Here is a 20,799-nt window from a genome sequence, read left to right as displayed (position 1 = left end):
AAGCCGAGCATGGGCCCGGCTCTACAGGAACAGAAAAGGGCGGGGATATCCCCGCCCTTTTCATGTCCAGCACCTGGCGCCGATCAGGTCAATGCGATCGGCTTGTTCTTGCGCTCGGCCAGGCGCTTTTCCAGGTAGTGGATGTTCTGGCCACCGGCCTGGAAGCCCTTGTCACGCATGATCCTCTGCTGCAGGGCGATGTTGGTCTTGATGCCATCGACCACCATTTCGCTCAGTGCCACCCGCATGCGGGCAATGGCGGTTTCGCGGTCCGGGCCGTGCACGATCAGCTTGCCGATCATCGAGTCGTAGTTCGACGGCACGCGGTAGCCACTGTAGATGTGGGTGTCCACGCGCACGCCGGGGCCACCCGGCGGATGGAAGCCGGTGATGGTGCCCGGGCTCGGCACGAAGGTTTCGGCGTCTTCGGCGTTGATGCGGCACTCGATGGCATGGCCGGTCAGCACCACGTCGCTCTGCTTGATCGACAGCTTCTGGCCGGCGGCGATCTTCAGCTGCTCGGCCACCAGGTCGATGCCGGTGACCATTTCGGTGACCGGATGCTCCACCTGGATGCGGGTGTTCATCTCGATGAAGTAGAAGCGGCCGTCCTCGTACAGGAACTCGAACGTGCCCGCGCCGCGGTAGCCGATGCGGATGCAGGCTTCCACGCAGACCCTGCCGATCTGCTCGCGCTGCTCGGCGGTGATGCCCGGCGCCGGTGCCTCTTCCACCACCTTCTGGTGGCGGCGCTGCATCGAGCAGTCGCGCTCACCGAGGTGGATGGCATTGCCCTGTCCATCGGCCAGCACCTGGATTTCCACGTGGCGCGGATTCTCCAGGAACTTCTCCATGTAGACCTCGCCATTGCCGAACGCGGCCTTGGCCTCGCTCTTGGTGGTTTCGATCGAGGTCTTCAGCGACGCTTCGGCGTGCACCACGCGCATGCCGCGACCACCGCCACCGCCGGCCGCCTTGATGATGACCGGATAACCGATCTCGCGGGCGATCTTGGTGTTGGCGACGATGTCCTCGCCGAGCGGGCCGCCCGAGCCGGGCACGCACGGTACGCCCGCGGCCTTCATCGCGCGGATGGCTTCGACCTTGTCACCCATCATGCGGATGGTGTCGGCCTTGGGGCCGATGAAGATGAAGCCGGATTCTTCCACGCGTTCGGCGAAGTCGGCGTTCTCCGACAGGAAGCCGTAGCCCGGGTGGATGGCCTGGGCGTCGGTGACTTCCGCCGCCGCGATCAGGGCCGGGATGTTGAGGTAGCTCTGCGGCGACGGCGCCGGACCGATGCAGACCGACTCGTCGGCCATGGCCACGTGCTTGAGGTTGCGGTCGACCGTGGAGTGCACGGCCACCGTGCGGATGCCGAGGGTATGGCACGCGCGCAGGATGCGCAGCGCGATCTCCCCTCGGTTGGCGATGACGACTTTGTCGAGCATGGCGCGCCCCTCAGCCGATCACGAACAGCGGCTGGTCGAATTCCACCGGCTGGCCGTTCTCGCCGAGGATGGCAACGATGGTGCCGGAGGTGTCGGCTTCGATCGGGTTGAACATCTTCATTGCTTCGATGATGGCCAGGGTTTCGCCTTCCTTGACCTGCTGGCCCACGGTGACGAAGGCCGGCTTGTCCGGGGCGGACGAGGCGTAGAAGGTGCCGACCATCGGCGAGCGCAGCACGTGGCCTTCCGGCAGTGCCGGGCCCGGCTTGGCGCTGCCGCCGGTGGAGGCTTCGGTCGGCGACTGCATCGGCATCGCCTGCGGCGCCGGGGCGGCCGGAGCGGCATACACCGGCGCGGCGACCGGGGCGGCATAGCCGGCCACCGGGGCGCGCGACAGGCGCACCGACTCTTCGCCTTCCTTGATTTCGATTTCAGCCAGGTTCGACTCTTCCAGCAGGTCGATCAGCTTCTTGATTTTGCGGAGATCCATGGTGGCCTCTTTGCTCGTGATGTCAGTGTGGTGGAGAGTGCGGTTGCACTCGGTTCAAAGCAGTTCGTAGAACTCGCGCAGCTGCCGCGTACGGTCGCGCGTCTGGGTGATCAGGCATTGCATCTTCGCGGGGTTGCGCGAGGTGCCGTCTGCATTGAAGGCATACACCGCCTCGCAATCTGCATCGCGCAAGGTGATCCAGATGCGCTGGGCCTTCACCAGCTGCTGTTCGGCCGCCGCGCAGCGGCTGCAGCTGCCATCGGTTGCCTGCGCCTTCAGTTCGCCACGCGCCTGCGCGTAGACGGCGTTCAATGCGCTGTCGGCATCATCCAGGCGATCGGAATCGCACATGTCGCGCTCGTAGCCGCCGCTTGCCTGTGCGCAGTCGATGCCCGCGGCCGCGCGCTCGGCAGCGACACTGGCGCCGCACAGACCGGCCCACAGCAGGATGCTGGCAAGCACGCGCGGCGGCATCTTCACGCGCTGGCCGCCTGCACGCGCAGCAGCGCCGCGTCCATCGCGTAGCGGTAGCTGTCGGCACCGAAACCGCATACCACGCCCACTGCCTTGTCACTGAAGTAGCTGTGCTGGCGGAACGGCTCACGGGTATGCGGGTTGGACAGGTGGATCTCGATGAACGGCACCGCCACCGCCGCCAGCGCATCGCGCAGGGCGACCGAGGTGTGGGTGAAGGCGGCGGGGTTGATCAGGATGAAAGCGGTTCCGTCGCTGCGCGCAGCCTGCACGCGGTCCACCAGCACATGCTCGGCGTTGGACTGCAGGCGTTCCACGGTGTGTCCGGCGGCCGATGCCTGGGCAGCCAGGGCCTGGTCGATGTCGGCCAGCGTGGTGTGGCCGTAGACCTCCGGCTCGCGGGTGCCGAGCAGGTTGAGGTTGGGGCCGTGCAGGACCAGCAGCTTCGCCATGGGATCCGGAAGACGGGAAAGGGCGGCAGTCTGGCGGAACCGGCGGATGCTGTCCAGTTCGGCGAAGTTTGCAGCGTTTCAATCGTATGTTTGAAATCTGCCGGAGCGCTTGCGGCCGTATGGCGGGCGCTGGATCAAGGCGCGCTGAACGTGGTGCTGGACGGGGATGCGTGCACGTAGGCCGACGATGCCGGCATCCACGCCACGCGGGGAGACGGGGTTCGGTGGGCAGCACACTGCGCCTCCACATGGAGCTGTCCGGCACCCGGCCGCTCAGATCTCCAGCGGCACCGTCGGCACCACGTTCGGGAACACCTCTTCCAGCGGTTCCGGCTGCCCGGGCTTCGGCGCCGGCCAGTTGTAGGCATTGACCGGCTGCGCGCGGTTCACCCACAACGCGTAATGCAGATGGTCAGCGCGGCCATCGCCGGTATTGGGGTGGATCAGGATGGTCAGGCCCAGGCTGTTGAGCTGCAGCCAGGGCACCAGCACCGGCAGCAGGTCGTTGGTGAAGCCGAAATAGAACGACGGGGTGATGTGCGGCCCGCGTGGCTCAAGGTTCCAGTTGCCCAGCTCCACAGGGAAGCGCTCGGCGGCCCAGCGCCGCAGCAGCGCGGCCTTCTCGAAGCTGTCCTCGTCGAAGTAGATGTGGGCGTGGTAGCTCTTGATGGCGGTGTAGGCACGTGGCCGGGTGGGCAGCGTGGCCTCGCCGGGGCGCACGCTGGCCGGCCGCGGGGTAGGCTCGCTGGCCGTAGCCTGGCCCCAAGGGCTGCGGCCCTCGGGCGCCGGCGGAACGATGGCGCGGAAGCCGGGTCGCCCGGGTTCGGTGGTGTTCACGGCGTTGTCGCTGCGCGCGGCTGCGGTGGCAGCCGACGCGCTGGCCAGGCCGCCAGCGGCCAGCCCGGCCGACGCGATCAGGCGACGGCGCGCGGGTGAAAGCAGGTCGGCCCAATGGGCGTCATCGTCGCCGGCGTCGATCAGGGTCTGCGGGTCCGGGTGCATCTGGGGCTCCGAGGGGCACTGTGTGGCAGGCAAGCACGCTCGGGCAGCGTGCACGGTGGTGTCCAATAAGCAGCCGGCATCACCTCATGCGCGTTGGCCCACGCCGTGATTGAGTGCCGCCGCAGCGTGGGCTAGGGTGCAGGTCCGCCGCCCGGGAACCCGCCATGACCCCGCTTGATGCCGACACCCAGCGCAAGCGCGCGCGTTTCCGCCAGCTGCATGCGCGCGGTTGTTTCGTGCTGCCCAATCCGTGGGACGTGGGCAGCGCCCGCTACCTGCAGCGGCAGGGCTTCCAGGCACTGGCCACGACCAGTGCCGGCTGCGCCTGGAGTGAAGGGCGGCCGGATGGGGCGGTTTCGCTGCAGGCCACACTGGAACATCTGCGGCTGATGGCGGCCGCGACACCGCTGCCGTTGAACGCCGATTTCGGTGATGGCTTCGGCGCCACGCCACAGGCAGTGGGCGAGGCGGTGGCGGCGGCCATCGACACCGGTATCGCGGCGCTGTCGATCGAGGACGCCAGCGGCGTGGCCGATGCGCCGCTGCGGCCGATCGGGCAGGCGGTCGAGCGACTGTGTGCGGCACGTGCGGCCATCGACCGCGCGGGGGGCGATGTGCTGCTGGTCGCGCGGGCCGAGAATTTCTTCGTTGGCGTGCCGGATCTGCAGGACACCCTGCAGCGCCTGCGCGCCTATGCCGAGGCCGGCGCCGATGTGCTGTATGCACCGGGCATCAGCACGCCCGAACAGATCAGCGCGGTGGTTGCCGCTGCGGGGGCGAAGCCGGTGAACCTGCTGGTCGGTGGACCGACACCGCTGAGCCTGCAGGACATCGCCGCACTCGGCGTGCGACGGGTCAGCCTGGGCGGTGCGCTGGCGCGAGCCGCGTGGGGTGGGCTGATGCAGGCCATCGAGCCGATCATGCAGGACGGCCGCTTCGATGGCCTGCAGCAGGCGGCTTCGGGCGCGGCGTTGAACGCGCTGTTCCGCTGACACACGCCCAGGCCTGCAATGGATCGAGCCCGGGCGTGGATGGACGCGCGCCTGCGACTACAGCGCTTCCATCCCGCCCCTGGGCAGCGTCACGCCCGGCTCCAGCGCCGGCAGCAGTTGCCGCAGCAGTGCCGGGTTGTCCAGCATCGCCGCGCCGTCCAGATAGCGCCATTGCGTTGTACCGACGCGTCGCACAGCAACCATGAATGACGTGCTGCGCATCGGCGCTTCGCGCACGCGCAGCAGTGACTGGCGCGGTACGAAGCAGACTTCCTCGTCACCGGCCGCATAGGTGCGGCCCGGCACGCCTGCCTCGTCGCTGATGATGCTGACGCCGGCCCTGCGCAGCGCCTTCACGGTGTCGCGGGTCGCCCGCGCATAGGCCTCGTCGCCACCGGCCAGCTGCTTCAGGCTGGGATGGGTACGCGCGATGATCAGCTCGGTATCGCCACGGGCGAAGGCGCCCATCATCGCCTGCACCTCATTGCGCAATGCGGCCGAGTCTTCCGGACTGAGTTCACCGGCCAGCGCGGGCGTAACGTCCATTGCCATCGGCAGGGCCAGCAGAAGGGCAAGCAGATACCGGTGCATCGTCGGGCAGCTCAGTGGGAACCGCCGCACTATACGGTGGATGCGGAAACAGCGTCCCACGCATGGCGCTGGTATCCCGGGCGACACTACTTACTATTGGTAGTTAGTGAACTCCGGACATGCCCCATGCACACCCTCATCGTTACCGCCCACCCTGAACCTGGCGCGTTGACCCATGCCATCGCCAGGCGCATCGGCGAAGCCATCACCGCGTCGGATGCCGCCAACAGCGTGACCCACGCCGATCTGATGGCTGAAGGCTTCGATCCGCGCTTCAACATGCAGGACCAGGCGCTGTTCCGTGGCACCGGCGCGACTCCGGCTGACGTCGCCGCCGAGCAGGCGCGGCTGCAGGCTGCCGACACGCTGGTACTGGTCTATCCCCTGTACTGGTGGTCCTTCCCCGCGCTGCTGAAGGGCTGGATCGATCGTGTGTTCACCCAAGGCTGGGCCTACCAGGACGGCGCCGATGGCAAGGTGCAGAAAAAGCTGCAGCGGTTGGGCGTGCATCTGGTCGGCATCGGCGGGGCTGGCGCGGACATGATCGAACGGCGCGGCTACGGTGCGGCGATGAAGACCCAGATCGACATGGGCATCTTCGACTACTGCGGCGCGCGCGTGCTGTCGTCCGACCTGCTGCTGGACGCCGATTCCGGTGCAGCCGAAGCGCATCTGCAGACCGCGCTGGCGATCGGCCGTAAAATCGGTGCTCCGATGCGCTGACCGCCGTGCTCCACCGATGCCTGCCAACGCCGCTCCCACGCGCCGCCGATTGACCCGCGAGCAACGCGCCCGCCAGTTGCTGGACGTGGCCTGGGCGCTGGTCGGCGACGAAGGCACCGACGCATTGACGCTGGGGCGGCTGGCCGAGGCGGCCGGTGTGACCAAACCGGTGGCCTATGATCACTTCGTGACCCGCAACGGGCTGCTGGCCGCGCTCTACGATGACTATGACGGGCGGCAGACGGTGGTCTTCCACGAGCGTATCGGTCGTGCCAGGGCGCAGCTGGCCGATCGTGCGGCGGCCATCGCCTCCGGCTACATCGACTGCGTCCTCAGCCAGGGCAGTGAAGTGCAGGGCATCCTCGCTGCGCTGGTGGGCGCGCCGGAACTCCATGAAGTGCGTCGGCGCTACCAGCAGGACTTCATCGACAACTGCGACACCTGGCTGGGCCCGTTTGCGGCCGATGGCACGGTCCCCCTGGCCGGACGCTGGGCGATTCTCGGTGCGGCCGAAGCCCTGTCCGAAGCCGTGGCGGCAGGCGCGCTGGACAAGGTCGGCGCCGAGGCCGAGCTGCAGCGCTTGATCGTGGCGACGGTCAAGCGACGCTGATCCGCTCAGGCGTCGGCGGTGGTGTCGTCCAGCGCCGCAAACCCGGCGGCCAGCCGCTCGCGCACAAGGGCATCGCGTGCGTCGCGGCTTTCAGCGCCCAGCACCACGGTGATCAGGCGTACCGGCAGGTTCCGCCCGGGCACAGCCCGGCAGGCAGTGGCGGCCAGGCAGAAGCCTGCGGCCTGGGTGTAGCCGGTCTTCAATCCATCCACGCCGTCTTCGCCAAGCAGGGCGTTCTGGTTGCTGCGGCTGAAGCGGCCATGCGCGAACGTGCGCTGCGCGGTGATTGCCAGGATCTGCGGATGGTCATTCAGCAGGCAGGCGGCGAGTACCGCCATGTCGCGCGCGCTGGAGGCATGGTGCGGGGTGGTGATGCCGGACACGCTGGCGAACCGCGTGCTGCGCAGGCCAAGCTGGCGCGCGTGCCAGTTCATGCGGCCCAGGAACGCAGGCTGTGATCCGTCCAGATGGCGTGCGATGGCCAGCGCCGCATCATTGCCGGAGACGATCATCAACCCTTCCAGCAGGCGCGCCAGCGTGACCGTTTCGCCGGGCACCAGGCCCATGCGTGTTTCATCATCGGCTACGGCAAGCACATCCTCGGCGGCGATGGTGACCGCCTGGTCCCACGTGCCACCGTTCTCTTCGACGCATCCGTAAGCGGCGTAGGCGGTCATCAGCTTGGTCAGCGAGGCCGGTTGCCGCGCGATGTCCGCGTTGTGCTGGTGGACCACCGCGAAGGTTGCCGCGTCCAGGGTGATGGACGAGACCGGCAGGTGGGCAGGCGCAGGAGCAGGCATGGTGGCGGTGATGACAGCGACAGCCAGCAAGGATAGTCCGAAGCGGCTGCATGAAGCCGTACTGCCAAAGCCCTGCGGCGCCCACGGCAACGCCCGGTTGCGCCCGGGCTGCAGTGGAGGCAGCCTGCGCACATGCAGTCGCATATCCGCATCGACGGTCGTGTCTTCGCCTACGTCTTCCCCTGTGCGTGGGAGGACTACGCGAAGATCGGCTTTTCACGCGATCCGCTCGGGCGCATCAGCGCATTGCACCGGCGCTGGTTCGAGTTCTTCGACCTTGATGCCGGTACGCTGGTGGAAGCGGAGAGCGAGCGCGATGCGCGTGATCTGGAGCTGCAGCTGCGTTCGCCGTTCAAGGCGCACCGCGCGCCGGCGCCGATGACGGTCCAGGACAAGGCCGGAGGTCGCACCGAATGGGTGCGTGGTGCCAACCAGGCGTTGTCGCTCGCGGTTGATGCGTTGGGCGCACAGGGCTATCGCTGTTTCCAGCTCAAGGCTTGGCTGCAGGCCGCCCAGCGCCTGCGCATGGACCGGCTGCACGACTGGGCGGCGGTGCAGCTTCCGGAAGAGGATGGCCTGCGCATGCCCGGTGGCCCCGGCGAGCGCGTGCTGCGTGACACCCTCGACGGTTGCCGGGTGCTGGATATCGACCCAATGCCATGGCTGCCTGAACACGTCCAGCGTTGGTATGCAGGTTGAGCCGTGTTCAACGGCCACGCGGTTTCTGAACCGGCGCGGCCGGTTGCGGCGCACCCGTGGGGGAGCCGGTGGACGGGCAGGCCAGCTGCCGGGCCAGTTCGGCGTTGGCCACGTGGCCCTGCAGGAACAACAGGCTGCCGTAGATGTTCATGAGCGTCCCTCCACTTGAGTGGATTGCACGATACGGGCAGCATTGACCGGGAAAAAGCGACATTTCCGCAAGCATGCCTTGAGAGGAATTCAAGCCTGATGTCCCGTCCGCCCCTTCACGCCCTGCAGGGTTTCGTGGCCGCCGCGCGGCTGGGCAACCTGTCACGCGCAGCGGCGTCGATGAACCTGACCGTCAGTGCGCTCAGCCATCAGATGCGCCAGCTGGAAGAGCGGCTGGGGCAGCCGCTGCTGGTCCGCCAGCCACGCGGCGTCACCCTCACCCTGGAAGGGCAGCGCCTGCTCGACCAGGTAGGCCCGCATCTGGATGCGATCAACGAGGCCTTCCAGCCCTATGCCGCACGCGCCGAGCACGTGCTGACGATCAGCGCGGTACCGTCGATGGCGTCGGCGTGGCTGGTGCCGCGCTTGGGGCACTTCGTTGCCGAGCATCCACAGATCGAGATCAACCTGCAGTCGAGTGAACGCCTGATTGACTTCGAGCGACAGCGCCAGTTCGACGCCGCGCTGCGGCTGGGCAGCGGGCAGTGGCCGGGCCTGGTGGTGGAGCCGCTGTTCGACGAGTGGCTGCTGCCGATGGCCAGCCCGGCGCTGATCGAACGCATGGGAGGGATCGACCGCGTGCCGCTGAACCAGTGGCCGCTGCTGGGGGATCCCGATGGCGCGTGGGGCGCCTGGTTCGCGCTGAGTGGGCAGAACCCGCCGCCGCGCTTCGTGGCGGTGCTGGATGATTCGGAGGCGCATCACCGTGCGGCGCTGGACGGGGTGGGCGTAGCGCTGGGACGGGTGACGCGGGCGCGCCTGCTGCTGGATTCCGGCCAACTGGTGGCGCTGTCCAGCCTGCGACTGAAAACCGCCTGGCCGCATTGGCTGGTCTACCCGCAGCGCTCGGCCCGCCATCGCGGCTTCCTGGCCTTCCGCGACTGGCTGCACGCTCAGGCGGCCGAGCACGTCCGGCACATGGCAGACGCGCATTTATAGCGTCGAGCCATGCCCGACTGCGTGTGTCCGGCAGTCACCGTACCAACGTAACCGCCTGCCCTGCACGGGCGAAGGCTTCGCCCAGCAACGAGCCTGCCTTGATCGCCTCCACTTCCTCGAACAGCGCCTGCAATGCATCGGCCGGGCGCGAGGCCGGCGCCGCGACCGCCTGCTGGATCACGGTGAAACGGTCGGCCAGCACGCGGTGGCCGGGATGCGCCTGCGCCCAGGCGGCCAGCGGCTGGCGCACGCCGGCGGCGGCATCCAGGCGCTGCAGATCGAACAGGGTGATGGCAGCGGCCGACGTCTCGGCCCGCTCGATCATGGCGTGGCGCAGTTCGCGGCTGAGGAACAGGTCGTAGGCGGCGCCACGACCGACCGCGACGCGCAGGCCATCGCGGTCCAGGTCGGCCACCTGCTGCGCAGGGCTGTCCTCGCGCACCAGGTAGGTGCCTTCGATCTCCACATAGGGGGCGCTGAAGGCGATGCGGTCGGCGCGCGCCGGATCGATGGCCAGGAAGGCCAGGTCCCAGGCATCCTTGCTGGCTGCAGCGACCACCGCGGCCGCGGCGTCGTGGCAGGTGAAGCGTGCCTGCACGCCCATGCGCTGCGCCAATGCCGTGGCCAGTTCCAGTGACGGCCCGCGCGGTGAGCGCGCGTCCCCCTGCGCCAGTACTGGATTGCCCAGGTTGATGGCCACGCGCAGGAAGCCCAGCGGTGCCAGCGCACCACGATGATCGGCCAGGGACATGCAGGACTCCGCGGGGAAAGGGCGGTCCAGCATGCCAGTACGGACCTGCAAGGCAGTGTCAGCATCCGGTTATCCTGCGGACATGAACCCCATCCTGCACGTCGAGATACCGGTCACTGACCTGGGCCGGGCCATCACGTTCTACCAGCACTGGCTGCAGGTGGCGGTGGACGAACCGATCCTGCTGCACGACTGCAGGATGGCCTACCTGCCGTTTGCCGATGAGGCCACCGGTGCCAGCATGGCGCTGGTGCGGGGGGCCGACTATCTGCCCTCCGTCCACGGTGCGCGCATCTACATCGGGGTTGACGACCTGGATGCCAGCCTCGAGCGTGCGCTGCAGGCCGGGGCCGAGCTGCGCTTCGGCCCGGCCGATGCCGGTGACTGGCGCGTGGCCGAGATCGCCGACAGCGAAGGCAATCGCATTGCGCTGCAGGCGCGCGTGGTTCTTTAGGGCCGAGCCCATGCTCGGCTGCTGTTGACCCAGCCGCCAACGCTCATCCGAGCATCGGCCCGGCTCTACACCGTGGCCGCGCGCGAGCGCTGCAGCCAGTCGTTGATCGCCGGGTCCAGCCGTGGGTCGTCCGGCAGCTGCATGCCGAAGCGCTGCTGCAACGCCTCGCGCACGTCGCCCACATCGCGCAGCGGACGCTTGTCCGGTGCCTGGCCGGGACGGTACTCGGTGTAGTTGCCACTGCCGATGGTGCGTCGCCAGTCCGGCCCGGTCAGGGATGCGCGCAGCTGGCCGGGGAAACTGGAATCGGGATGGGTGCACACGTACCAGTTGCCCACGACGTTGTCGATCGGTGCCGGCGCGTGCAGGTCGAAGCGATACATCGCCCGCCAGCCATCGCCGGACTCGGCGGACAGCACGAAATCCCCCTCGCCGGGCAGGCGCTGCAACAGGAAGCGCTCGTGGGGCGTGGCCTGCGGCTGCGGATCATGCAGCCGCAGCGGCACGGTCGGGGTCAGGCTGCCGAAACCGGCATCCACCAGCCAGTCATCGCCGTCCACCTGCACGCGCAGCAGCAGGTGGGTGCGTGCGGTCAGTTCGCCGTCCTGGGCGGCCAGCAGCACGCGCGCGCTCAACGGCTGTGCATCGAAGCCCAGCGCCTGCAGCAGTGCCAGCAGGCCGCCGTTGAGTTCGAAGCAGTAGCCGCCACGACGGTCGTCGAGCAGCTTGCGCTGCACGCTGTCCAGGTCGATCGGTACTGCATCGCGCAGCAGGCAGCTGAGGGTTTCGAACGGCAGCAGTGCGTTGTGGCGCTGCTGCAGCAGGGTCAGGCCCGCCAGCGTCAGCGGTGGCAGTGCATCCAGCTGCAGGCGTTGCAGGTAGCGGGGGACATCGAGCGTCGTCATGCGCGCGCCGGGCGGGGGAGGGAGATCTACTGTGCTCTCCCAACCGGGGTTGAGGTCAAGCATTGCGCGGGTGTCATCCCCCCGTCGCCTGTGCCGGGTACAAAGGCCGCGTCCGCCAGCAATCGGTGGGAGTGAACCAGGAGCGCCCTAAAGTTGCGCCATTTCCCGCCGATACAGGTGCGTCCTTCCGCCTGGAGCCTGTCATGTCGGCCGTCGTCCCCCACCTCCGGTCCCTGCGCATGCGGCTTGCCGCACTGCGCTCGGCGTCCCCCGGCCTGCTGCTGTGGCTGCAGCCGCATCGGCTCAGTGTGGCCAGCAAGCTCAAGGCGACCCTGTGGGTCTGTGGGCTGGGCCTGATCGCGATCGCCGCCGTCTACGCCTGGACCGGCCATGCCAGCACGCAGGCGGCGCGCAGCCAGGCCAGCTACCAGCACGGCAGCGATCTGGCCGCGAGCGTGGCCACGCAGGTGGCCGAGGCGCGTCGTCTGCAGACCCAGTATGCACGTAGTTTCGACGATGCCGACCGCGCGCAGCTGCTGGCGACGCAGAAGGCGCTCCAGGCCGATCTTCAGGCGCTGCGCGCGATGCCGATGGATCCCGGCCGGCGCGAGGCGCTGCAGGCACTGACCGAAGCCGCCGGCGCGTTCTCGCAGGGTGTGGCCGCCCTGTTCGAACGCGTCGATGAGATGGGTCGTGGCGATGCCGGCCTCGCCGCGCAATTGCAGCAGGCCGCCGACGCCCTGCACGCGCAGGTGGATGCGTTGCAGCGGCCTTCGTTGGCGTTGTCCCTGCAGAAGATGCGCCGCCAGGAGGCACTGCTGCTGCTCGATGGCGACTCCACCCATGCCGACCGTGCGAGCGAAGAAAAGCTGCCGTTCGATCTCGCACTGGTGGGCCTGCCGACCGATGCGCAGGATGCCCTTCGCAACGGCATGGAGGCCTATCAGGCCGCATTGCTGGGCTATACCGCCGCCCGCGTGGGCCTGGATGTAGAGGCGCAATCGCTGCTGGATACCGCCGCCGGCGTGGCGCCGGCGCTGGCCGCCTTCCAGCAGGCCCAGGTGGCGGCGCTGGCCAAGGCACAGGCGCGCCAGCAGGCCGGCGCACACACCATGAGCGTGCTGTTCGCGGTGACCCTGCTGCTGGTCGCCGGTGTGTTGATCACCAGCCTGGTGCTGGTGCGGCGTGCGGTGCGCCAGCCGATCCAGGACACCCTGCGCTTCGCCAGCGACATCGCCGACGACCGACTCGACACCACCCTGCGCGTCTACAACGCCAACGATGAAATCGGCCAGCTGGCGCAGCGCCTGGTCGACATGCAGCAGCGCCTGCGCGCGCGCATCGAGACCGAGCGTGCCGTGGCGCGCGGCAACACCCGTGTGCGGCAGGCATTGGACAGTGCGCAGACCGGGCTGATGGTGATCGATGCCGAGGGCCAGGTGGCCTACGTCAATCCGGCACTGCTGCAGCAACTCGAGCGCGAGGCCGAAGATCTGGTGGGCAGCGATGCCGTGCGCCTGCATCCGGCGCTAGCCAGCCTGGCCGGCGCGCGCCAGCGCGAGGAGCGCGAGATCGGCCATGCCGGCGTGCGCTACCAGCTGATTGCCAACCCCATCATCGACGAAGGGCAGTTCCTCGGCGTAGCGGTGGAATGGCGCAGTCGTGCGCTGGAGACGCTGCTGGAAACCGAGGTCGCTGCCCTGGTCGATGCTGCAGCACGCGGCGACCTGCATGGCCGTATCGTGCTGGAGGGCAAGCAGGGCTTCGTGCGCACCTTGTCGACCAGCATCAATCGCCTGCTGGCCACCTTTGAAACCAACCTTGGTGACCTGCAGGCACTGCTGGCTGCGCTGGCCCGCGGCGACCTCAGCGTGCGCATGGAGGGGGACCTGCAGGGCGTGTTCGCGCGCATGCGCGACGATGCCAATGCCACCGTCGCGCAGCTGGGCCGCATCGTCACCCGCATCCAGCAGGCCACCTCCAGCCTGGATACCGGCGTTGGCGAGATCGTCGCCGGCCATCACGATCTGTCGCGGCGCACCGAGCAGCAGGCCGCCAACCTGGAAGAGACCGCGGCGTCGATGCAGGAGCTGACCGATACCGTCGGCCGCAACGCCGATGCCGCAGGCCGCGCCGATGCACTGGTGCAGGGCGCGGCGGCGGTGGCCCAGCGGGGTGGCGAGGCGGTCGGCCAGGTGGTCGCGACCATGCATGGCATCAGCGAAGCCTCGCGACGGATCGGCGACATCACCCAGTTGATCGACGGCATCGCCTTCCAGACCAACATCCTTGCCCTCAATGCGGCGGTGGAAGCGGCGCGTGCCGGCGAGCAGGGCCGCAGCTTCGCCGTGGTGGCCGCCGAAGTGCGCCTGCTGGCGCAGCGCAGTGCCGAGGCGGCCAAGCAGATCAAGGGGCTGATCGAGGATTCGGTGGCGCGTGTCGGCCAGGGCAACCAGCAGGCCGCGCAGGCCGGCACCACGATGGGCGAGATCGTCGGCAGCGTGCAGCAGCTGGCCGAGCTGCTGGCAGGTATCCGCAGTGCGTCGCAGGACCAGCATGCGGGCATCGCTCAGGTGAACCAGACCATCGTGCAGATGGAAGCCAGCACCCAGCGCAACGCCAGCCTGGTGGAAGAGGCGGGGGCCTCGACTGCGCAGATGCAGGCGCAGGTGCGTGCCTTGGCAGAAGCCGTGGGCGCGTTCCGCTTGCAGTCGATGCCGCAGGCGCGCGCGGCGGCCTAGTCAGCCGAGCGTGGGCTCGGCGCTACATCGGCTGCACGAACACTGTAGAGCCGAGCCCATGCTCGGCTCACACCAGCGTTCGGCGGCAGGAATCAATACACGTCGCGGCGGTAGCGCCCGTTTTCCAGCAGCGTTTCCACCGCTTCATCACCCAGCGCAGTACGCAGCACCTGGTCCACGCCTTCGGCCATGCCCTGCAACGACCCACAGACATGGATCACCGCACCGCGCTGCATCCAGTCGCGCAGCGCATCGACGGCCGCACGCAGGCGATCCTGCACGTAACCACCCTCGCCATCGCGCGAGAACGCCAGGTCCACCCGCGTGAGATGGCCATTGGCCTGCCAGGCTTCGATCTCGTCGGCGAACAGGAAGTCGTGTGCGCGCTGGCGTTCACCGAACAGCAGCCAGTGCCCGCGCTCGCCTGCGTGGGCAGCTTCGCGCAACAGGCTGCGCAGCCCGGCGATGCCGGTGCCGTTGCCGATCAGCACCATCGGCGCGCCGCTGACGCGATGGAAACCGGGGTTGCGATGCACGCGGGCGACGATGCCGGAACCGATCGGTGCATGCAACGACAGCCAGCCCGAGCCCAACCCGGCGCGACCGGAGGCGTCATGCACCAGCCGCACCACCAGCTCCACCACGCCATCATCCGTGCAGGAGGCGATCGAATACTCGCGGCTGGGCAGCAGCGGCAGCCCGGCCAGCCACAGGCAGGCATCCTGCACCGCCAGCGCGGCATCGGCCTCGGGCAGCTCGCGTTCACTGGCCAGCGCCAGCAGCGTGCGCGGATGGCCATCGACCAGCAGGGGCTGCAGCGGATCCAGACCGTGTCCCTTCAGCACGGCACCGGCATGCCGCGCGTTGTGGCGGGGTGCGATGTGCAGGATGTCACCCGCCTGCCACTGCACGTCGGCCGGTGCGGCAAGACGGATACGCCAGATGGCTCCGCCGACGCTGCCCGGGTTGAGGTGGTCGCGGCCGAGCAGGCGCCACTCATGCATTTGCGTAGCCGCAGGCAGCACGCTGTCATCGGTGACGATGCCGGTGAGCGTACCCAGCTGCTGCTGCCATTGGCGCAATGCCGGCACCGAAGCGGCATCGACATCGATGCGCTCGAACAGCGGGCGCGCGCCGTTGCCGATCAGCCAGCCATCGAACTGGCGGCCGAAGCCGCAGTAATGCGGGTACTGGCGGTCGCCCAGCGCGAGCAGGCCGAACTGCAGGCGCGACAGGTCCAGGCGTTGTGCGAGCAGCAGCCGCGCCGCGCGGCGCGTGGCATCCGGTGGCTCGCCGTCGCCGAACGTGCTCAGCACGAGCAGCGCCTGGGAGGTGGCCTGCAGCGTCGCGGCACCGACGCGGGCCAGCGATAGCACCTGCACCGCATGACCGGACGCCTGCAGCTGCGCGGCCGCACGCCACGCCAGTTGTTCGCCCAGTCCGCTCTGGCTGGCATGCACCACCAGCCACGGCGGACCACGGCCATCGGTGGTCGTGGCCGGCAGCGCGCGGCGCAGCCCTCGCGCTGCACGCTGGCTGCGGCGGCGGTCCAGGTACAGCATCCAGCCGGTGATGAAGAACAGGCTCATGCCCAGGCTGCTGAGCATCACCACCACGCGCCCGGGCACACCGAAGTAGCTGCCCGAATGCAGCGCGAACACGCTGGTGGCCAGCTGTCCGCCCGCGCCCTGGCGTGCGTACGGGCGGGCATCGAGAACCGCGCCGCTGGCCGGATCGAGCTGCAGCAGGTCATGCGCACGGTCGTGGTGGCCGCCGCGCTGCGACGGATCACCGGCCATCACCCGCACGTTCAGCGCCTGCCCCGGCTTCTCCGGCAGGCGCAGGTCGATGAAGCCGGTGCGCACGCCGGGTAGCGCGTACAGCGTGGCCTCGATGCGATGGACGTCCAGTGCCGCGTCGGCGGCAACCGTGTGCTTTGCCGCCGGCGCCACACCGAGCAGCGTGTTGGCCGCGTTGCGGTACCAGTCGAACGACCACCACAGGCCGGTCAGCGCACTCATCAGGTAGATCAGCAGCACCCAGGTGCCGACCACCGAGTGCAGGCTCCACAGGAAGCCTCGGCCGCTGCGCGTCCACTCCACCGCCAGCCAGCTGCGCCAGTGCCACCAGCGTCGTGGCCAGCGCAGGTAGAGACCGGACAGGGTGAAGAACAGCAGCGCGATTGCACAGCTGCCGGTGATCCACTTGCCGCGCTCACCGGCAGCGAGGTGGCGATGCAGGTCCTCGACGACGTCGAAGAATGCCTGCCCGCGCAGGGCGCTGAAGCGCTCGCCGCTGTACGGATCGAAGTACACCCAGTGTTCCTTGCCGCCGGCAAAGCGCGCGACCGACGGCCGCTGTCCGGTGGCATCCACGCGAAGGCGTTGCAGGGGGCGCTCGCTGCCAGCCTGCAGCAACGGCACCAGTTCGCTGAGTGCAAGGGGATGCTGGCCGTCCGCATGGTGCTCGGCGATTTCAGCGAAGCCAGGATTGGCCGCGCGCAGCAGCTCGTCCTCGAAGGACAGCATGGCGCCGCTGAGGCCCATCAGGGCCAGGACGGCACCGGCGGTAATGCCCAGCAGCCAATGCAGTTGGAACAGGACGTTCTTGAACATCGAAGGAGAGGGGCCCGGGAGGCTGCCGCCCGCATCCTGCGCAACAGCAAATGAGAATTAGTCGCGGAATTCTCCGTGGCGCCCTGCCTGCGGTCAAGCAGGGGGTGCCGGCCGGGCTGCGCCCGGCACCCGCGGTAGTGCCGGCCGCTGGCCGGCAACAGCACAAACAGTGGATTTTTAGCAGGTAGGCGGGGTGGGTCCGGTTGCGGGGGACGCCGTGAACCCGTCCATGGAGGCTCGGTCGCGCCATCCATGGCGCTCACGCCCCCTCAACCGGACCCACCCCGCCTTCGACAGTTCCTGCGATCTGTCGGAACGACGTTCTGCTTTGGTGGGTGCCGACCGTTGGTCGGCACGGGGTCTGATTCCGTTCTGAATATCGATATCTGACAGATGTGTCGACCAAGGTCGACACCTACCAACAGCCGCTGGAATCTGTCGAAGGTGGGGCGGTGTGGCTGTGCGGGACCGTTGGCGCCATGGATGGCGCCATCGAGCCCCCACGGACGGGTTTACGGCGTGTCCTGCACGGCCACAGCGCCCCGCCATCCCACGGAAAGCCCGCTTTGGCTGTTGCCGTTGCATTGAGCAGGGTGCAGGGCTGCAAGCCCTGCAAAAACACCCTCACTTCACCCAGCCGTCGATCTCGCCGTGGGCGAACGGCCCCAGCTTTGCCTTCACCAGCCGCCCCTGTGCATCGAACAGCACGCTGTAGGGCAGCAGGCCCTGCGTATTGCCCAGCTGCACGCTGGCATCGCGTGGCCCCGGCGTCTCGACCACGATCGGGTAGTCCACCGGCACCCGCAGCAGGAAAGCGCGCACGTCGTCCGGGGCATCCAGCGCAATGCCCAGCACCTGCACACCGTTGTCGCCCTGGGCTTCGGCGAAGCGGGCCAGTTCGGGCATCTCTTCCACGCAGGGCGCACACCAGCTGGCCCAGACATTGATCAGCAGCGGCCGGCCGGCGAAGCGGGCGCGCAGGTCCAGCGGCTGTTCCGCCAGGTCCGGCAGGATCAGCGCCGGCAAGGGATCACCCACCTGCAGGGTAGGCTTCACGGCCGTCGCTGTGGAAGCCGTCGTTGCCGCGGCCGGTGCAGACGGGCCGGGTGAGAATCGATGCCCGGCCCACAGGCCGAGGCCGGCGGCCAGCACCGCTGTCCACAGCAGCGCTGGCCGTTGCCACTTCATCGTGCGGTGCGCAGCAGCGCTTCCTCGACCACCGCCTGGGTCAACAGGGTCGGCAGCACGGTCGGCGGCGCCCCCGGGCCGTACACCACGTACAGCGGCACGCCCACGGCCTTGTGCTCTTCAAGGAACGTGGTGATCTGCGGGTCGACGTTGGTGTAGTCACCGCGCATGTACACCGCGTTGGTGCGCTTGAGCAGTTCCTTGAACTCCGGCCGCGACAGCACGGCACGTTCATTGGCCTTGCAGCTCACGCACCAGTCGGCAGTCATGTTGACGAACACCACGCGGTTGTCCGCACGCAGGCGGTCCAGCAACTGCGGCGAATACTCGACCACGTTCTCGCTGGCGGCCTGTGCGGCCCGCGCCGGTGGTGCCAGCTGGGTCACGCCCCAGGCAGGAACCAGCGCGCCGATCGCCAGCAGCACGCCGAGCAGGGTCACCGCACGCGAGCCGGTCCAGCGATTGCGCTCGAACAGCCACAGGCCGAAGGCGAACAGCAGCAGGCCACCCAGCACCAGTGCCATGCCGTCCACGCCGCGCTGTTTGCCCAGCACCCACAGCAGCCACAGTGCGGTGGCATACATCGGGAAGGCCAGCACGTGCTTGAGCGTTTCCATCCACGGGCCGGGCTTGGGCAGGCGGCGTGCCAGCGCCGGCACGAAGCCGATCAGCAGGAACGGCAGCGCCAGGCCCAGGCCGAGGAACAGGAATACGGTCATCGCCTTCAGCGGCGGGGCAATGAAGGCATAGGCGATCGCCCCGCCCATGAACGGGCCGACGCAGGCGCTGCCGACCAGGCAGGCCAGCGCACCGGTGAAGAAATCGCCGGCCGGCCCGCTGCGGCTGGCCAGCGACTGGCCGAGGTTGCCGATGCCACCGCCGAGGGTAAACACGCCGGACAGGCTCAGGCCCACCGCGAACATGATGTAGGCCAGCGCCGCCACCACGCCCGGGTGCTGCAGCTGGAAGCCGATGCCGACGGCGTTGCCGATCGCGCGCAGGCCCACCATCAGCGCGCCGATCACCGCGAACGCGACCAGCACGCCCAGCGTGTACCAGAGGGCATGGCTGCGTGCCCGCTCAGGGCTTTCGCCACTCTGCGCCAGGCTCAGCACCTTCAGCGACAGGATCGGCAGCACGCAGGGCATCAGGTTCAGCACCAGGCCACCGGCCAGCGCCAGCAGCAGCACCCAGACGAACGAACGGTCCGGGTTCGGGGTTGTCGCCGGTGGGCGCGTGCGCAGTGCGTTGCCATCGCGCGCGTCGGCGGCGAACTCATTGCGCGCGCCCTCACTGCCGCTGGCGGCGGGAGTGGCAATGCCGTCGTTGGGGACGGTCGGCAGCAGGCGCAACGGTGCGCCGTTGGCGGATTCACGTGGCACGCCGGCGGCGGGCAGCGGGCTGATCACCTCGTTGCGCGCTGGCGCCTGGTCAATGCTGGCGGACAGCTTGCCAGCGGGAATCGACAGCTTCACCCGGCGGGTCATCGGCGGGTAGCAGATGCCATCGGTCTGGCAGCCCTGGAAGGTCACCACCAGGGTGCTGTCGACGGCATCAGTGACAGTGCGGCGCAGCGGCAACGGCACTTCCACCTGGTTGAAGTAGACCGAGACATCGCCGAAGTGCTCGTCGCGATGCGATTGCGCGGCTGGCCAGCGCGGCTTGCCGGCCAGCACGCCGGCGCTGCCTTCCAGCTTCAGCGAGGTGCGGTCGCGATACAGGTAATAGCCGGGCGCTGGGCTGAAGCGCAGCAGCAGGGTGTTGCCGTCACTGGCGATGGCATCGAAGCCGAACGCCTGTTCCGACGGCAGCGGCAGGGCCTGGCTGTTGTTGGCCGCGCCCGGCAGGCGCAGGCCACCGCTGTTGCCGGCACCGGCCAGCGGGTTGTTGAACGGGCTGGCCGCACCGGCGCCCGGCAGGGTGACCTGCACCACGCGCTTCTGCGGCGGGTAGCAGACACCGGCATCGGCGCAGCCCTGGTAACGCACTTCCAGGCTGATGGTGCCGGCAGCCTCGGACGGCGTGCCGGGCAGGGTGGCCTGCAGGCGCTCGCGATAGGTCTCGACTTCGCCGAAGAAATCGTCGTGGTGCTTGTCGCCCTTGGGCATCTGCAGCGCGCCGGCATTGAAGGCCGGGTCGGCCTTGACGCTGGTGCGGTGGCGATAAAGGTAATAGCCCGGTGCGATCTTGAACTGCAGTTGCACCTGGCCCCGTTCGGGGGCACTGGCGGTCAGCGCGAACGCCTGGTCCACCGGCAGCAGGTCCTTCTCATCCAGCGCGAAGGCCGGCAGCGAGAGCCACAACAGGGCGCACAAGGCGGCGCCGCGCGCAAACAGAGTCTTCAATCAGTGTCCTCCCGGGTCTGTGCCCGGATCCAGTCCAGATACGCCGGCAGGCCGGCCCGGGTTTCGACCGCGATGCACTCCGGGAGTTCATACGGATGCAGTGCGACGATCCGGGCAATTGCGTCATCGACGCGGCTCGCGGTGGTTTTCACCAGCAGCTGCAGTTCGGCGTCGGTGGTCACCTCGCCCTGCCAGCGGTAGGTCGACTGCGCGCCATCGAGGCGGGTCACGCATGCCGCCAGGCGCTCGCCGACCAGCGCGTGCGCGATGCGCTCGGCACTGGACCGGTCCGGGCAGGTGGTCAACAGCAGCAGGACGGGATCGACGGTCGACATGACCGCCGAGTATAGGGCCGCCGCCGGGTCAG

At 68.6% G+C, this 20,799-nt stretch carries 21 protein-coding genes; 7 read left to right on the top strand and 14 right to left on the bottom strand.

The window, feature by feature from the left end; translation table 11 throughout:
- Positions 1–83: 83 nt before the first annotated feature.
- The 5 genes from accC to QP609_RS18775 form a co-directional block, all read right to left on the bottom strand.
- Positions 84–1,451 carry an acetyl-CoA carboxylase biotin carboxylase subunit gene (accC, locus tag QP609_RS18795; RefSeq protein ID WP_164077586.1) on the bottom strand — a complete coding sequence of 456 codons (1,368 nt, stop codon included), beginning with the start codon at positions 1,449–1,451 and terminating at the stop codon, positions 84–86.
- Positions 1,452–1,461: 10 nt separating this feature from the next.
- On the bottom strand, positions 1,462–1,941 hold the full coding sequence (gene accB, locus QP609_RS18790) for an acetyl-CoA carboxylase biotin carboxyl carrier protein (protein ID WP_005419696.1): 480 nt from the start codon (positions 1,939–1,941) through the stop codon (positions 1,462–1,464).
- A gap of 54 nt (positions 1,942–1,995) precedes the next feature.
- Positions 1,996–2,421 carry a lysozyme inhibitor LprI family protein gene (locus QP609_RS18785; protein ID WP_197621436.1) on the bottom strand — a complete coding sequence of 142 codons (426 nt, stop codon included), beginning with the start codon at positions 2,419–2,421 and terminating at the stop codon, positions 1,996–1,998.
- Entirely contained in the window at positions 2,418–2,867 is a 450-nt protein-coding gene (aroQ, locus tag QP609_RS18780) for a type II 3-dehydroquinate dehydratase (RefSeq protein ID WP_032959080.1), read from the bottom strand. The genes QP609_RS18785 and aroQ overlap by 4 nt, the downstream gene beginning before the upstream one ends.
- A gap of 273 nt (positions 2,868–3,140) precedes the next feature.
- A complete protein-coding gene (locus QP609_RS18775; protein ID WP_197621435.1) occupies positions 3,141–3,869 on the bottom strand; it encodes a DOPA 4,5-dioxygenase family protein in 729 nt (242 codons plus the stop codon).
- Between the two features lie 164 nt (positions 3,870–4,033).
- Between QP609_RS18775 and QP609_RS18770 the strand changes: the two genes are divergently transcribed.
- Entirely contained in the window at positions 4,034–4,861 is an 828-nt protein-coding gene (locus QP609_RS18770) for an isocitrate lyase/phosphoenolpyruvate mutase family protein (protein WP_134966121.1), read from the top strand.
- A gap of 57 nt (positions 4,862–4,918) precedes the next feature.
- On the opposite strand, the gene QP609_RS18765 is transcribed toward QP609_RS18770, so the two are convergent.
- On the bottom strand, positions 4,919–5,452 hold the full coding sequence (locus tag QP609_RS18765; protein ID WP_134809360.1) for a hypothetical protein: 534 nt from the start codon (positions 5,450–5,452) through the stop codon (positions 4,919–4,921).
- Positions 5,453–5,578: 126 nt separating this feature from the next.
- Here QP609_RS18765 and QP609_RS18760 point away from each other — a divergent pair, with 126 nt between their 5' ends.
- Both QP609_RS18760 and QP609_RS18755 read left to right on the top strand, forming a co-directional pair.
- Entirely contained in the window at positions 5,579–6,175 is a 597-nt protein-coding gene (locus QP609_RS18760) for an NAD(P)H-dependent oxidoreductase (protein ID WP_049407909.1), read from the top strand.
- Between the two features lie 16 nt (positions 6,176–6,191).
- On the top strand, positions 6,192–6,785 hold the full coding sequence (locus QP609_RS18755) for a TetR/AcrR family transcriptional regulator (protein ID WP_049439310.1): 594 nt from the start codon (positions 6,192–6,194) through the stop codon (positions 6,783–6,785).
- A gap of 5 nt (positions 6,786–6,790) precedes the next feature.
- Here the strand turns inward: QP609_RS18755 and QP609_RS18750 are convergent, their stop codons facing one another.
- Positions 6,791–7,585 carry a D-alanyl-D-alanine carboxypeptidase family protein gene (locus QP609_RS18750; protein WP_197621438.1) on the bottom strand — a complete coding sequence of 265 codons (795 nt, stop codon included), beginning with the start codon at positions 7,583–7,585 and terminating at the stop codon, positions 6,791–6,793.
- A 132-nt stretch (positions 7,586–7,717) separates the two neighbouring features.
- Between QP609_RS18750 and QP609_RS18745 the strand changes: the two genes are divergently transcribed.
- Positions 7,718–8,284 (top strand): GIY-YIG nuclease family protein, encoded by a 567-nt coding sequence (locus QP609_RS18745; RefSeq protein WP_014648604.1) that lies wholly within the window; start codon positions 7,718–7,720, stop codon positions 8,282–8,284.
- 7 nt (positions 8,285–8,291) lie between these two features.
- Here QP609_RS18745 and QP609_RS18740 read toward each other — a convergent pair whose 3' ends face one another.
- Entirely contained in the window at positions 8,292–8,435 is a 144-nt protein-coding gene (locus QP609_RS18740; protein ID WP_162838509.1) for a hypothetical protein, read from the bottom strand.
- Positions 8,436–8,533: 98 nt separating this feature from the next.
- Here QP609_RS18740 and QP609_RS18735 point away from each other — a divergent pair, with 98 nt between their 5' ends.
- Complete coding sequence (locus tag QP609_RS18735; RefSeq protein ID WP_014648603.1) at positions 8,534–9,433, top strand: LysR substrate-binding domain-containing protein; 900 nt, start codon at positions 8,534–8,536, stop codon at positions 9,431–9,433.
- 34 nt (positions 9,434–9,467) lie between these two features.
- Here the strand turns inward: QP609_RS18735 and QP609_RS18730 are convergent, their stop codons facing one another.
- The gene (locus QP609_RS18730; RefSeq protein WP_180835826.1) at positions 9,468–10,184 is read right to left on the bottom strand and encodes a transporter substrate-binding domain-containing protein; all 717 of its coding nucleotides are present in this window, start codon (positions 10,182–10,184) and stop codon (positions 9,468–9,470) included.
- Between the two features lie 82 nt (positions 10,185–10,266).
- Between QP609_RS18730 and QP609_RS18725 the strand changes: the two genes are divergently transcribed.
- On the top strand, positions 10,267–10,638 hold the full coding sequence (locus QP609_RS18725; RefSeq protein ID WP_014648601.1) for a VOC family protein: 372 nt from the start codon (positions 10,267–10,269) through the stop codon (positions 10,636–10,638).
- Between the two features lie 65 nt (positions 10,639–10,703).
- Here the strand turns inward: QP609_RS18725 and QP609_RS18720 are convergent, their stop codons facing one another.
- Positions 10,704–11,543, bottom strand: coding sequence for an arylamine N-acetyltransferase (locus QP609_RS18720; RefSeq protein ID WP_197621434.1), 840 nt, complete (start codon positions 11,541–11,543; stop codon positions 10,704–10,706).
- Between the two features lie 203 nt (positions 11,544–11,746).
- On the opposite strand from QP609_RS18720, the gene QP609_RS18715 reads away from it, so the two are divergent.
- Entirely contained in the window at positions 11,747–14,284 is a 2,538-nt protein-coding gene (locus tag QP609_RS18715; RefSeq protein ID WP_197621433.1) for a methyl-accepting chemotaxis protein, read from the top strand.
- 92 nt (positions 14,285–14,376) lie between these two features.
- Here the strand turns inward: QP609_RS18715 and QP609_RS18710 are convergent, their stop codons facing one another.
- From QP609_RS18710 to cutA, 4 genes are all read right to left on the bottom strand, one after another.
- Positions 14,377–16,899 carry a sulfite reductase flavoprotein subunit alpha gene (locus tag QP609_RS18710; protein WP_197621432.1) on the bottom strand — a complete coding sequence of 841 codons (2,523 nt, stop codon included), beginning with the start codon at positions 16,897–16,899 and terminating at the stop codon, positions 14,377–14,379.
- Between the two features lie 624 nt (positions 16,900–17,523).
- The gene (locus QP609_RS18705; protein WP_197621431.1) at positions 17,524–18,087 is read right to left on the bottom strand and encodes a TlpA disulfide reductase family protein; all 564 of its coding nucleotides are present in this window, start codon (positions 18,085–18,087) and stop codon (positions 17,524–17,526) included.
- Entirely contained in the window at positions 18,084–20,432 is a 2,349-nt protein-coding gene (locus QP609_RS18700; protein ID WP_197621430.1) for a protein-disulfide reductase DsbD domain-containing protein, read from the bottom strand. The genes QP609_RS18705 and QP609_RS18700 overlap by 4 nt, the downstream gene beginning before the upstream one ends.
- Positions 20,429–20,767: a divalent-cation tolerance protein CutA gene (gene cutA, locus QP609_RS18695; protein ID WP_197621429.1), complete on the bottom strand. Its 339-nt coding sequence runs from the start codon at positions 20,765–20,767 to the stop codon at positions 20,429–20,431. Before cutA ends, QP609_RS18700 begins: the two co-directional genes overlap by 4 nt.
- Between the last annotated feature and the right edge of the window lie 32 nt (positions 20,768–20,799).

This window comes from Stenotrophomonas sp. 8(2023), assembly GCF_030345295.1.
GTDB classification, from domain to species: domain Bacteria; phylum Pseudomonadota; class Gammaproteobacteria; order Xanthomonadales; family Xanthomonadaceae; genus Stenotrophomonas; species Stenotrophomonas muris.
The sequence above is the reverse complement of the archived record's forward strand: the minus strand, read 5'-3'. Positions and strand labels throughout refer to the sequence as shown.

Coding starts and splice junctions, on each gene's coding strand:
- QP609_RS18755 (WP_049439310.1), top strand. CDS start 6,192: ATGCCTGCCAACGCCGCTCCCACGCGCCGCCGATTGACCCGCGAGCAA.
- QP609_RS18740 (WP_162838509.1), bottom strand. CDS start 8,435: ATGAACATCTACGGCAGCCTGTTGTTCCTGCAGGGCCACGTGGCCAAC.
- accB (WP_005419696.1), bottom strand. CDS start 1,941: ATGGATCTCCGCAAAATCAAGAAGCTGATCGACCTGCTGGAAGAGTCG.
- QP609_RS18710 (WP_197621432.1), bottom strand. CDS start 16,899: ATGTTCAAGAACGTCCTGTTCCAACTGCATTGGCTGCTGGGCATTACC.
- QP609_RS18735 (WP_014648603.1), top strand. CDS start 8,534: ATGTCCCGTCCGCCCCTTCACGCCCTGCAGGGTTTCGTGGCCGCCGCG.
- QP609_RS18745 (WP_014648604.1), top strand. CDS start 7,718: ATGCAGTCGCATATCCGCATCGACGGTCGTGTCTTCGCCTACGTCTTC.
- QP609_RS18730 (WP_180835826.1), bottom strand. CDS start 10,184: ATGTCCCTGGCCGATCATCGTGGTGCGCTGGCACCGCTGGGCTTCCTG.
- cutA (WP_197621429.1), bottom strand. CDS start 20,767: ATGTCGACCGTCGATCCCGTCCTGCTGCTGTTGACCACCTGCCCGGAC.
- aroQ (WP_032959080.1), bottom strand. CDS start 2,867: ATGGCGAAGCTGCTGGTCCTGCACGGCCCCAACCTCAACCTGCTCGGC.
- QP609_RS18705 (WP_197621431.1), bottom strand. CDS start 18,087: ATGAAGTGGCAACGGCCAGCGCTGCTGTGGACAGCGGTGCTGGCCGCC.
- QP609_RS18715 (WP_197621433.1), top strand. CDS start 11,747: ATGTCGGCCGTCGTCCCCCACCTCCGGTCCCTGCGCATGCGGCTTGCC.
- QP609_RS18725 (WP_014648601.1), top strand. CDS start 10,267: ATGAACCCCATCCTGCACGTCGAGATACCGGTCACTGACCTGGGCCGG.
- QP609_RS18775 (WP_197621435.1), bottom strand. CDS start 3,869: ATGCACCCGGACCCGCAGACCCTGATCGACGCCGGCGACGATGACGCC.
- QP609_RS18760 (WP_049407909.1), top strand. CDS start 5,579: ATGCACACCCTCATCGTTACCGCCCACCCTGAACCTGGCGCGTTGACC.
- QP609_RS18765 (WP_134809360.1), bottom strand. CDS start 5,452: ATGCACCGGTATCTGCTTGCCCTTCTGCTGGCCCTGCCGATGGCAATG.
- QP609_RS18720 (WP_197621434.1), bottom strand. CDS start 11,543: ATGACGACGCTCGATGTCCCCCGCTACCTGCAACGCCTGCAGCTGGAT.
- accC (WP_164077586.1), bottom strand. CDS start 1,451: ATGCTCGACAAAGTCGTCATCGCCAACCGAGGGGAGATCGCGCTGCGC.
- QP609_RS18770 (WP_134966121.1), top strand. CDS start 4,034: ATGACCCCGCTTGATGCCGACACCCAGCGCAAGCGCGCGCGTTTCCGC.
- QP609_RS18750 (WP_197621438.1), bottom strand. CDS start 7,585: ATGCCTGCTCCTGCGCCTGCCCACCTGCCGGTCTCGTCCATCACCCTG.